General features: G+C 40.6%; 15 protein-coding genes. 3 read left to right on the forward strand and 12 right to left on the reverse strand.

The features are described from left to right. Window positions 1-217: 217 nt before the first annotated feature. From BIZ39_RS18655 to BIZ39_RS18710, 12 genes are all read right to left on the reverse strand, one after another. Entirely contained in the window at window positions 218-1,264 is a 1,047-nt protein-coding gene (locus tag BIZ39_RS18655; RefSeq protein WP_187447693.1) for a DUF2157 domain-containing protein, read from the reverse strand. A gap of 78 nt (window positions 1,265-1,342) precedes the next feature. Next, a complete protein-coding gene (locus tag BIZ39_RS18660; protein WP_262385808.1) occupies window positions 1,343-1,933 on the reverse strand; it encodes a hypothetical protein in 591 nt (196 codons plus the stop codon). Window position 1,934: 1 nt separating this feature from the next. Continuing rightward, on the reverse strand, window positions 1,935-2,192 hold the full coding sequence (locus tag BIZ39_RS18665; RefSeq protein WP_187447694.1) for a hypothetical protein: 258 nt from the start codon (window positions 2,190-2,192) through the stop codon (window positions 1,935-1,937). A gap of 21 nt (window positions 2,193-2,213) precedes the next feature. Beyond that, on the reverse strand, window positions 2,214-2,438 hold the full coding sequence (locus tag BIZ39_RS18670; RefSeq protein ID WP_187447695.1) for a hypothetical protein: 225 nt from the start codon (window positions 2,436-2,438) through the stop codon (window positions 2,214-2,216). A gap of 14 nt (window positions 2,439-2,452) precedes the next feature. Beyond that, window positions 2,453-2,857 carry an MAPEG family protein gene (locus BIZ39_RS18675; protein WP_187447696.1) on the reverse strand — a complete coding sequence of 135 codons (405 nt, stop codon included), beginning with the start codon at window positions 2,855-2,857 and terminating at the stop codon, window positions 2,453-2,455. Between the two features lie 34 nt (window positions 2,858-2,891). Continuing rightward, window positions 2,892-3,212 (reverse strand): DUF6419 family natural product biosynthesis protein, encoded by a 321-nt coding sequence (locus BIZ39_RS18680; RefSeq protein WP_187447697.1) that lies wholly within the window; start codon window positions 3,210-3,212, stop codon window positions 2,892-2,894. Between the two features lie 178 nt (window positions 3,213-3,390). Continuing rightward, a complete protein-coding gene (locus BIZ39_RS18685; protein WP_187447698.1) occupies window positions 3,391-4,422 on the reverse strand; it encodes a serine hydrolase domain-containing protein in 1,032 nt (343 codons plus the stop codon). 106 nt (window positions 4,423-4,528) lie between these two features. Further along, window positions 4,529-4,996: a nuclear transport factor 2 family protein gene (locus BIZ39_RS18690; protein ID WP_187447699.1), complete on the reverse strand. Its 468-nt coding sequence runs from the start codon at window positions 4,994-4,996 to the stop codon at window positions 4,529-4,531. A 42-nt stretch (window positions 4,997-5,038) separates the two neighbouring features. Further along, window positions 5,039-5,533, reverse strand: a complete 495-nt coding sequence (locus BIZ39_RS18695; protein WP_187447700.1) for an AAA family ATPase — start codon at window positions 5,531-5,533, stop codon at window positions 5,039-5,041. Window positions 5,534-5,695: 162 nt separating this feature from the next. Next, window positions 5,696-6,715: a hypothetical protein gene (locus tag BIZ39_RS18700; RefSeq protein ID WP_187447701.1), complete on the reverse strand. Its 1,020-nt coding sequence runs from the start codon at window positions 6,713-6,715 to the stop codon at window positions 5,696-5,698. 333 nt (window positions 6,716-7,048) lie between these two features. Continuing rightward, window positions 7,049-7,663 carry a hypothetical protein gene (locus BIZ39_RS18705; protein ID WP_239241255.1) on the reverse strand — a complete coding sequence of 205 codons (615 nt, stop codon included), beginning with the start codon at window positions 7,661-7,663 and terminating at the stop codon, window positions 7,049-7,051. A 196-nt stretch (window positions 7,664-7,859) separates the two neighbouring features. Further along, window positions 7,860-8,225, reverse strand: a complete 366-nt coding sequence (locus BIZ39_RS18710; protein ID WP_187447702.1) for a hypothetical protein — start codon at window positions 8,223-8,225, stop codon at window positions 7,860-7,862. Between the two features lie 271 nt (window positions 8,226-8,496). Here BIZ39_RS18710 and BIZ39_RS18715 point away from each other — a divergent pair, with 271 nt between their 5' ends. From BIZ39_RS18715 to BIZ39_RS18725, 3 genes are all read left to right on the forward strand, one after another. Beyond that, on the forward strand, window positions 8,497-9,474 hold the full coding sequence (locus BIZ39_RS18715; RefSeq protein ID WP_187447703.1) for a transposase: 978 nt from the start codon (window positions 8,497-8,499) through the stop codon (window positions 9,472-9,474). A gap of 141 nt (window positions 9,475-9,615) precedes the next feature. After that, on the forward strand, window positions 9,616-9,861 hold the full coding sequence (locus BIZ39_RS18720; protein WP_156086393.1) for a type II toxin-antitoxin system CcdA family antitoxin: 246 nt from the start codon (window positions 9,616-9,618) through the stop codon (window positions 9,859-9,861). Beyond that, window positions 9,861-10,166 (forward strand): CcdB family protein, encoded by a 306-nt coding sequence (locus BIZ39_RS18725; RefSeq protein WP_187447704.1) that lies wholly within the window; start codon window positions 9,861-9,863, stop codon window positions 10,164-10,166. Before BIZ39_RS18720 ends, BIZ39_RS18725 begins: the two co-directional genes overlap by 1 nt. Window positions 10,167-10,846 lie beyond the last annotated feature (680 nt).

A 10,846-nucleotide genomic window follows, 5' to 3' on the forward strand; every position in this document is an offset into this window, starting at 1 on the left:
GTTTGAATTCTTTCGAGTAGCTTTTTCGGGTTTTCATATACACTCCAGTTGAGATAATTATCTCTTAACTGGGTGTGTGAATCTATTGGAGCACGTCAAACCACGCCTACAAAACGAGGCCCTACTTTTGTGGCAGAGCAACTAGCGTAATGGATACTACTATTTTGCGGGTTGTAAATCTGAATCTTCTGCAGTTTCTGGCTATTGATTCGCTTATCTAAGCTTTATTAGCCAAAAGTTCCTGTAGCGCTTTCGGCAGTATCGCTTGCGCACTCTTTGTTATGCGAGCCTCATTCTTTTGCCACCAAATTCCCGAATATACGACGCCTAAACCGATCGCTGATAGCGCTACAGGGAAAAGCCAACTATCTTCAAAAACGGTAGAAGCAAGATGACCTAAATATAAACAGCATCCCAAAGCACCAAATATGACAAAGACACGTCGAACCAACAGAGCACCAGCGCCAATCATGGCAAGGTTTATACAGAAATAGACAAATTTAGACAGTTCGCTGTCTGAATCTTGGCTGGTAAGGCCGCCCCAAAACGCTAAAACGCCGAAAAGATAAAGCCAAAACGCGTAATCTGCTGTGTTTCGTGCTCTGATGTCCACCCAGAACGCCAATAGCGTCATCAACGCGCCAAAGTACATCGACACAAGTGCTCGGAATTGCCACGTGTAGCTGTTCCATAAGTCCTCATGGTCAATAATGAGCATCACAGCGTCCATACTGATATACCAGAGCGTTACCGCAATCGGCATTATTAAGAACGGGTATTTATATCGCCATGCTACGACAAGTCCAGTTACTAGCGTTCCAAGTTCCATATATAACCATAGCCATTTAATGCGTTGGTGAAACTGGCGATAAACCGTAGTGTCGTCGGGCCATAGCCCTAACCATTGCTGCGCACCGTAGATAGCAATTGGCGTTAAACAAACTACAAACGTGGCACAGATCCCTGCTGGTATTATTAAATGCTTACGAGCAAAGGAATTGGCAAGCTTTAAGCCCACGCCAGCATAAAGCATAGAGATAAATACGATGCCGGCACCACCAAATTGCTCCCAGCCTAAATTCATAAATAGAGTCATGGCGCCAATTGCAATAAGGCCACCTAAGTAATACAGAATATGGGTGAAGGTAAAAGAGGGAGTATGCTGATTTTCATCTTGAAAGAAATTGTACAGAGCAATGCCCTGTTGCTCGGAGATGATATTGTTAGCTACTGCTTTTTGAATACTGGCTTTAGATACTTCCATGTACTTCTCTAAATAAGCTTGAAGAGCTGAAGATTATTACTTTACTTTGTTATAGGTAAAAAGCCAGCCTAATAGAAGTTACTCGCTTCCTTTCTCGATATCTAATTCCGCTCTATCGATTAGCGTAAAATAGTCTTCATCAGCGTAAAGCTTTAAAAAAATAGACATAGTGATGCTTGTCATTTCATTTGCCGCCTCTTTGAACCCAGTATTAACGTGAAGATCAAAGCCCGTTGGCGATGCAGACCCCATGAACTCTTGAAGTTCAGTGAATTCTTTTATTGCTTCGGCACTTAACCCTAAAATGTACTCAGTTCGCGCTGGCGTTTTACTCAGCCATCCTGACTCGGCCGGCAGTGATTTTTCTGAAATAACCTCAAGATTATACTTAAAACTTCTTTCTTGCTCTGAGGAGCTAACACCCAAGGTAAGCCAGGTGCTTTCTGGCTTTATTTCGGCTGGCTTGTCTAAGTGAATCTTCGTAAGTAAATGATTGGGGTCGAGTTCAACAAATTTCTCCTCATCAAATGAGCGAAACTCAAGCATTGTTGCAATAGGTATATTGGCGCAACTAACTACAAGCAAAGTTAATGAAACAAAAAATAATTTTTTGATACTTAACAACAGCGGCATCCCTTCATTGGTTATTACATGACATGTTCTAGCCATTCTATACAGTTTTCGTCGTTTCTTTTGCAAAAGCTTTTTCAGATTTATTCCACGTTAAGTGGCCAAAAGCGATACCCGCAATGGGAAAGATGATCATCGCAATGGCGAGTCGCCCCCAGATGTTTTCGGAAGGTTCTATAAACGCCATAAGTATTGACCATAATAAACCAGTAGAGACTCCCCAGCCTAAAACACCATAAACTAGAACGAAGCGCTGCTTTCCTTTTTCTCTTATGCTCGCCCACTTTTCTAATTTCATCGCAGATATCCTTTTTCAATACTAAGCAATCATCGCAAGACAGACAAAAACCACCACAAAGCTTAGAAAACCAACAGCAACGGTCCTTCCCTCATCACGACCTGCTCTTGGGTACTTGCCGAAGGTTAGCAATTTAAGCACCACATGGCCCGTGCCCTTCAAAACGAATTCTATAATTGCGTCTATGATAATCCACTTTATTACTCGAAGCATAAAGCGGCCCAGCGGTTCAAAAACTTCTTCCATAACCCTTACGCTCTTTAACCTAAAACCTGTTCTATAAAAAGCAACAACCACATTGCAAGAACGGCAACGAAGTTGATAGTAAACACCAAACCACGCAATCTAATATTGTCAGTAAATATTTGTACAAGACTATGCAGCACCCTGCCAATAACAAATACCCACGCAAGGGAGACTTGCGAATTGCTAATTGGCTCACTTAAGGCAATTAGCAAGGCGCAAACAGCGTGAAAAAATAACGGCCACTCAAATTGATTGCTCAGATTCGCACTTACTTTAGGCTGTATATCAGCAAACGGGTTTGAACCATCTTTGTTTTTCCCTACTCCCCATACCGAAGGCGCGCGAGCTAGCGTGAGAAATACGTAGAGCAATGCACAAAGAAGAATGTGCATAAACATAGGGGTTATTAAACTAGACATCTTGGTTTAATTATCTCGTTGTTATCAAATTTTGTTAGCTATCAACGCAACTATCATATCTTTGAACACCTTTCGGCAGACCAAGTGCTACACCGGTGAAAGAGAAAATAAAGATAATCGATATTACAGTTAATGCGGCAAAACTAGACTCGTTTATGTTAGCGCTGACAACTACCGAAAAGGTGTTGATACAAAGCAAAAGCAAGCTTATTTTTGAATACCCTTTAAAGCCTAAAACTCCAGCGAGGATAAGCATTAAAAACGAGCCCGCAACTGCCGGAGTAAATGGCGCAGCGGCCAGTAGCAAACACAAAACCGATATAAGCACAGATAACATTAAGAAGAGTTTTTTCACGTTTTGCCCCTTTTTTTTGCCGAGCAGCTGAAGAGATAAAATAATCACTAAAAGCATAGAGTAAAAACGGCGAGTTAATAAACTAACTACATAATAAAAACCGCTCTGTTGCCACCCATTATTTTCTAACTTGTAATGATTGGCCTACACTGAAAAAGCGTTGAACCAAGCCTACCACCTACTCGTTTTCTGCTTTTCTTAGTATTTTAAAAATTCGGCTAATTGTGATTTCAGACAAGTTCCATTCGTAACCGTCAAAGTCAGTGGTATTGATAAATTGGACGACCACGGTATCGAGGTCTTTGTCATATTCTGCAAGGCTCTGGTAGCCGATAACCAAGCCTCCATGCTCGAACACATAAGGGTAAAGTTCCGCTTCGCCTTCATTGAAAATAGCGCCGTTGTTTAGCGCTCGTAAGAACTTACCCACATCTTTTGCTGTCGCTAGCATACCGTAGTCGCGCGCCTTAACATCTTCCTCGTAACCAACGTAATAGCCGCTCATCACATCGTCTATATTGACTTCGCTTAATGAAAAATAGGTGTTGTTCAATTCAAGCGGAAGTAAAATGTTTTGCTTAATGTACGCGTGGTGACTGTACCCCAAAACCTTATCCATAATATTGCGAAGCAACAGATAGTTCGTGTTGGAATACTCATATCCATCACCGGGCTCAAAACTCGCCGGAAGATCTAGCGCAAAGTCGAGCGCTCGCTTGCTGTTTTCCGGTTCGTTTTCCCAGTAGGCAGCATTATCAGTAAAGTTAGGGATTCCTGACTTATGCTGCACCATCATTTTAAGCGTTATTTTTTCTGAATGCTCAATTCTGTCTTTGAGTTCGGGTAAATGATCAACGAGTAAATCGTCTAGGGATAGTCGCTGTTCTCGCGCCATTTTGGTGATAGCCACAGCAGTGTACAACTTACTGATACTGGCAATTTTAAATAAAGAGTCGGGGGCAGCGGGTATTTTGTTATCTCTGTCTTTCCAGCCTGCTGTGTAAGAAGCTGGAGGTTTTCCCGCCTGATCCACGTAAACAATCATGCCGTCAAAGCCGTGGCTAATTGCTTCATCAACTTGTTCTTGTACTGTGTGTGGCAAAGGTAGGATCCAGGCTTTAACCAATATCCACGGAACGAAAAACAAGGAAACAATAGTACTGACTAGCAGAAGAAACCTGATAATGGTTTTTCTTCGGTTCTTCGTCATTTTACCCCGTCCTTAAAGATCATTTTGTAACACTATCACTAGGTGTACGCCAACTTATTGCAACCGAAAATACAATTGTTACCTAAACGGCTATCGAAAATGAAACTTACTCATGGTACTTTCGAATTACAGCAATCTTACCGTTCTCTATCTCTAGTACTTCCATCATTACTTGACTGTATTCAATAGGTTGATTGTTTTGCGGGTGCACGCCCTTGGCATAATTCTTATATCTGATAGCAATAGCAGAATGATTAAATGTAAAAACATCTAACAGCTCAGCACTATATTCTGTATGTGCGCCTAAATAGAACGTCATGCCCTCTCTCATTTGCTCCTTACCGTCAGGTAATCGCGTATCGTCTATCACCCATGGCAAATGTGAATGACCAACATCATCAGCGAGCAAATTTAAGTGATTTTCAAGCTCAGCTTTTGTCGCGCCAGGGGCCTGAGTTGCAACCATTGTGTCGAAGTACTGTTGGGCAAGCTGCTTAAGATCTATTTTAATATCTTCAGCCGATACCGTAGCTGACACTAGAAGTGATAATGCAAGAAGTAGATTTTTTTTCACTAGAAACTCCGTTTCACCTGTTTCATATATTAACGAATTTGCCTAACTTGTCTCGGTTGGGACATTTTGCGTAATCATCTTTTTATAACCATGGTAGCTATCATAAAACTGCTTATGTGCCGCATAAGAAAATGTATCGTTTCTTTCTGTATATTGCCCAATCCAATCAATAAGCATTGCTAAGTTGTCATCTTGGGCTTGCTTTGTTTTGTATTTATGGGGCTCCCAAGGTCTCGCCTTTGCGTTTGAAATGCAGGTTTCAATGGATAAGTTCATAAATATAATTTCAGTAGACTGCTGTTCTACAGTTTTTAGTAAGTCTGTATAGCAGCCTTCAATTACCCATTTGTCGTTAGAAGAAATAAAAGCCTTTATCTCTTCTTCAGACTCATCAATAGGCTTTCTCTCAGGTGGGCTAGTAGGTTTCCACGCTAATGTATCTAGATCTAAATGAGCCAAACCTTGTGTTTTGCATAAGTGCTGTGCCAGCGTAGATTTTCCAGAACCAGAGTTTCCAAATATTAAAATTTTTGCCAAAACCACCCTCCTTAAATCAACTAATAAAATGCTGAACTAACAATGCGTTTTAAACGACCTTAAACAGTCCACGGCAAGGTAGCCAGAAACTACCAAAAGGCCATTAAAAGTGCACTAGCGCTTAAAGTTTTGACTGTGAAGAACCCCAACCGCGTTAACTTGTTAAGTGCTATGTAAATAATTATTAAGCTCATCGACTAACTCAAGTGCTTCGCTTTTCGTTAAGTAAGGTACTTTTATCGTTCTGGCCCAAAAGAAACTTTTACCTGTTTTAGAACTCACTTCTGAAAAAGGCATAGCCAATAACGTGTTATCGTTTCGGTTGGGGATGGGAGTTAAAAACTCTACGTCTCGATACAGTGTTTCACTGTCTGGCGCTTTAACCTCACCTTTCACTTTTGCAGCAGCTATCAAGCCACACCATTTGTGGGAAAAGAAAACAATGTCGCCTATATGAACATGGTGAACAAACCTTTTGGCGTCTCCATACGCCTCCAGACGACTATTATCCATCATCGACCAAATAGAGTCCTCATTCCAACTGCGATTTGTATCAAATAATACACCTTTTACATCACTTGGGTTTTTGTGCTTATCATAGGGAAGCGCAAAGAACTCAAAGTACTTTTCGCCAGCAAGTTCATAAATTCTATAGGGCAAGAAATCGATGGATATACCACTTTTCTTCCAGTAGTCGACTGAAGATATTAATGAGTCATCCGCTGCACTGCCGATAACTAATAAGTGCTGTTTATTATTAAATTCTTTAGGCTCTAATTGGTGCTCAAGACTAAAAGCCTCTCTGTGTGCTTCAACTAGCGACATGTCGCCTTTGCTATATTCTTTGAACTTATTTTCTAATTTTTGATAGCTCCATTGACCAGCATCTTGCGCATATCTTAGCGCTTGATGAACGGCATCTTTCCCGGCAGATGCACGCTTTAGCTCGAATATGACTAATTCGCCACTTTCATTCAGTGCATATATGTCGGCTTCTGCCTGCCATTGTCGTTCTTGAAACACCGGCATCAATCTAGCATCTTCAAATAAAACGTCTAAAATACTGTTCGCAATTAAATTTTCTAGATCTTTCTCTAATTTTCCAAAGCTAGAAAAGTCTTTGAACTCTACGGGTTCCAACTTTTCAAATATTTCTGCTTGTTCTTCTATTTTGTAGAGCATGCTTTGCATTCCTTTGAGTGAATAACAGGTAACAGCTTTGCTAAAGCCTTCTGCGGCTGTATCAAAGCTGCGATGTTAATTGACTTGTTGTATCTTACTTGACAGCCACTTGATAACTTCAGTTTTACCTACAGGAGAGTAGCGACTTAAATGAGGTAGGCCTTTATGCTTCATGACTACTATAGAGAACGCTTCCTGGTTCCTCTAGATATTCAGACAGCGCTTGTTTAGCAATAATAGGTATTTCATTTTTGGTCATTTTTGCCTCGAAAAAAAATAGAAAAATTTAAGCAGTACAAAAAAGCTATCGCAGCACGTTCTTCTTCGCTCCAACTAACTAGTCACACGGTTATCGTATGTCTTTATATTCAATTTTAGTTGCTGCGAATATGTTTTGAGTTTTGCCGCGTTGCCACTTGGTATTAAAGACAAGACGAACGAGTCTGATCCATCGTCAATGCCAATAATTTCTAACCCCATGCTTTTTGCACAGGTTGAGAATAAAAAGCCAGATTCACTAGATTCTAAGTAGTAAGATATATTGAACTGAGTTTGCATCATATCGTCCGCCAGCTGTCTCGATATGCTGCAAGTAGAAAGTGCATTTTTAGATAAATCGTTTAATAAATCGAAGACATGTTGCGCATCCTCTCTCCAATCTACAATCACCACACGGTTGATGCTTTTTAGACCTTCTATAATTACAAATGTAAGGTCAAATGAATTTTCAAAGGCTCCATCAAATCCGCTTTCTTCTAGTCCGTCTTTGTGTTTTAGTTTGTATGCATTCTTATCAGAAAGATAAAGTTGAACTTCATTTACAACGGTTTGATTTCCATTGCCGATTATCTTCGCTAATGCAATTTCTGGGGAGTGGTTTTTCGGCTGATTTTCATTACAGCCTATAACAACAAGAGCAGTTATAACTATCAGTAATCTCTTCATCATTCCTTGATTCCAACTTGGTTTTATCCACTACAGTGGGCTTCCATATATAGCGGATACCGACTTAAAAATAGCTAGTTAGACAGACTCATAATGTACACCCTTTTAGACAAAGATGCCTGTCTCGTTTAGTCGATGATTCTCTTTAAAGGTGCGAATCCCGTATTCTCTCAGAGCGTGTAAGACAGTTACCAAATGTCTACCGCTGTAAAAAATGACTGTCTTGTCTAGTGCCAATAATGGCTTCTTTCAATTGTTGAGGAAATTGTTCAGGTGGTAAATTGCGTCCATCTACAACAAAACGGGTAATAGTAAGCTTAGTGAATGACTCAAGTAATTCGTTTTTATTGAGCTCCCAAGTGCCTTGAGCTATAACATCGAATTCAGCCTCTGTACCCGACTCTTTCATACTCATTTCAAACATCACGTTTGAGCTGCCATTACTTACATACTCCGCACTCCCCGTGAACTTGGCGCCATCGCCTTGTCCACTACATTCCCAGTGGCCTTTTAATAATTCCTGCTGACTTTTCGAGCAGCCCGCTAGCATAATTAAACAAGCCATAAAAAAGCGTTAGTCTTGCAAAGTGTCATAGTAATATCCTTTTATTGGTGTTCTGACAGATTAGTAATAATTATGGCAGCTTAAAAAGACTTTATTGAATTTTTTTGGCGCAAAAGAGTGAGCACAACAACGTAAGCAACCGTAAGCAAGACAACAACGTAAGCAAGACAGCCATAATTCGAAAACACCCAAACTGTCCCTTCGTACACTTTCTTTAATCTAAATACCCATCCAAACTGCTAATCGAGTTAATCAGAGTCGGACAGTCGCAATGCCTAAAGCCCGAAAGTCTCAAATTAGTTTATCGGATACGCCCTATTACCACTGTGTTTCCCGCTGCGTTCGTCGTGCTTTCCTATGTGGCGAGGAAAACGGTAGAAGCTTTGAGCATCGTCGCCAATGGGTAGAAGACCGTATTCATATTTTAAGTGAGGTTTTTGCCATCGATGTATGCGCTTATGCGGTAATGAGTAATCATACGCATCTGGTATTACACGTAAACAAAGAGAAAGCAGACGCACTGAGTACAGAAGACGTGATTCAACGTTGGCATAAACTTTACAAAGGCACATTAATCTCACAGCGCTACTTATCACCAGATTTACGTAAAGAATTACATGAAACCCAAATTAAAACGGTTGAGTTAACGGCTGAAGTATGGCGTAAAAGGCTATTCGATATCAGTTGGTTTATGCGTGCACTGAATGAATACATTGCCAGGGCCGCAAATAAAGAGGACGACTGTACTGGTCATTTTTGGGAAGGACGGTTTAAGTCACAAGCGCTATTAGATGAGTCAGCCCTTGCCGCCTGTATGGCTTATGTTGATTTAAACCCAATACGAGCAAAGATGGCCAAAACTCCTGAGGCATCGGACCATACCAGTATCAAATACCGTATTAACGCAGCCAGGCTGGGCAAAACACCTAAAAGACTTATGCCTTTTGTAGGCAATCCAAGACAAGAGATGCCACACGGTTTACCTTTTACTCTTCCAGACTACTTACAGCTTGTAGATATAACCAGCCGATATATTCACCCAAACAAGCGTGGCAAGGTTCAACATAACCTACCCCCTATTTTAGAGCGTCTCAATATTGAACACGAACATTGGATAACATTAACCACGCAATTTGAAACCTGCTTTAAGCACGCCGCCGGCAAAGTAATTCACCTAGAGCAATACGCGCAGAATCAACATCAGCAACGGGTTCAGTGCCGACACAGTGCGATGCGATTACTCGGTTAATTTTGCAGTTTAATTGAGAGTAAGACCGGCACTATATGTATACATCTCTACATAACAATTCCGGGCTTGTTAAGAACCTATTTTTTGCAATGCGCATCCCTATGCGTATACTTAATATGTAGAACAATTTGGAGTGATAGCATGCAAGATTTATATGACATCCATGCCCCAAAAAAAGCGACTAATTTAAGCTTAAACAGCGATTTATTGCAAAAAGCTAGAGACTTAAAAGTTAACCTGTCTGCAACCTTAGAACAGGCACTTAAAGACAAGTTGAAAAGTGTTGAAGATGAAAGGTGGAAAAAAGAAAACAAAGCTGCCATAGCTGCGTACAACGAGTTTGTTGCTGAGAACGGCAGTATAGGTGATGAGTACAGGAACTTCTAATGGCACAGTTTGATGTTTACAGAAACCCAAGCTCAAAAACAAATAGAGCTTACCCCTTTCTTGTAGCTGTAATTGACCAATTAGCAACAAGGTTAGTTGTACCGCTGACGAAGAATAAGACTAAAAATAGTCTTTATATGAAAAACCTTACGCCGGAGATAGAATTCGAAGGCGAGACATACCTATTCCTGACTCAACAACTTAGTTCCATACCTGAAGATGTGCTTAATGACTGCATCGGCTCTTTAGCGCAATCCCGCGAATTGCTGATAGGTGCAATAGACTTTGCTATTACTGGAATATAGCCTTTCTATAAGAGATTCTGACAGGTGGGCATAACGACGTAATGTGGCTAGAAAAGTAAAGCGATGAGCTAGTACATATTACAGAGCTTTATAGTGCGAGTACTCGTCGCTTCCGATATCTCCGATACCACCACCATCGGAATTGCCGTGGTCTGACGGCATTACATAAACATGCCTGTCTTGTTTAGTATTCATTGACTGCATCGTTTTTAGCGCAATCCAAGGTATAAAAAAGATGACTGTCTTGTTTAGTCCCCAGATGAATTTAGTGTATTTCACGCAAGCCAAAAACAAAAAAGCCAGCATTAGCTGGAGTACATAAACATGCCTGTCCTGTTAAGTAAGTATTTTAAGTGTGGTTCATTATTGAAACAAATATGTTTGTCTTTTTTAGTCGTTTAATACACATAAAGGTGACTGTCTTATTTAGTCCTAAAGGGTCTATCCTCCCCCATAATTTCAGACCCCAGAAATGTAGAGGAGCCTAAAAATATGGAATCTCCCGCAAATGATGGAAGGGCAAACAACCAAACTGAGAGTGATGCTATAAACAACTTCATAGAAGTTTCCTTTATGCGTACAATGACGTGGTCAACCAAAATCACACAACCCAGTTAAGCCGCTTTTTGTAAGTTAGCCATGTCAGCCTCATATTGATTTGGACTCTTGTAATCCAGATA

This window comes from Alteromonas sp. BZK5 (assembly GCF_014349115.1).
Classification (GTDB): Bacteria; Pseudomonadota; Gammaproteobacteria; order Enterobacterales; family Alteromonadaceae; genus Alteromonas; species Alteromonas macleodii.

Bases quoted from the DNA above. Each gene is read 5' to 3' on its own strand.
- BIZ39_RS18655 (WP_187447693.1), bottom strand. From the start codon at position 1,264: ATGGAAGTATCTAAAGCCAGTATTCAAAAAGCAGTAGCTAACAATATC.
- BIZ39_RS18660 (WP_262385808.1), bottom strand. From the start codon at position 1,933: ATGGCTAGAACATGTCATGTAATAACCAATGAAGGGATGCCGCTGTTG.
- BIZ39_RS18665 (WP_187447694.1), bottom strand. From the start codon at position 2,192: ATGAAATTAGAAAAGTGGGCGAGCATAAGAGAAAAAGGAAAGCAGCGC.
- BIZ39_RS18670 (WP_187447695.1), bottom strand. From the start codon at position 2,438: ATGGAAGAAGTTTTTGAACCGCTGGGCCGCTTTATGCTTCGAGTAATA.
- BIZ39_RS18675 (WP_187447696.1), bottom strand. From the start codon at position 2,857: ATGTCTAGTTTAATAACCCCTATGTTTATGCACATTCTTCTTTGTGCA.
- BIZ39_RS18685 (WP_187447698.1), bottom strand. From the start codon at position 4,422: ATGACGAAGAACCGAAGAAAAACCATTATCAGGTTTCTTCTGCTAGTC.
- BIZ39_RS18700 (WP_187447701.1), bottom strand. From the start codon at position 6,715: ATGCTCTACAAAATAGAAGAACAAGCAGAAATATTTGAAAAGTTGGAA.
- BIZ39_RS18705 (WP_239241255.1), bottom strand. From the start codon at position 7,663: ATGATGAAGAGATTACTGATAGTTATAACTGCTCTTGTTGTTATAGGC.
- BIZ39_RS18710 (WP_187447702.1), bottom strand. From the start codon at position 8,225: ATGGCTTGTTTAATTATGCTAGCGGGCTGCTCGAAAAGTCAGCAGGAA.
- BIZ39_RS18715 (WP_187447703.1), top strand. From the start codon at position 8,497: ATGCCTAAAGCCCGAAAGTCTCAAATTAGTTTATCGGATACGCCCTAT.
- BIZ39_RS18720 (WP_156086393.1), top strand. From the start codon at position 9,616: ATGCAAGATTTATATGACATCCATGCCCCAAAAAAAGCGACTAATTTA.
- BIZ39_RS18725 (WP_187447704.1), top strand. From the start codon at position 9,861: ATGGCACAGTTTGATGTTTACAGAAACCCAAGCTCAAAAACAAATAGA.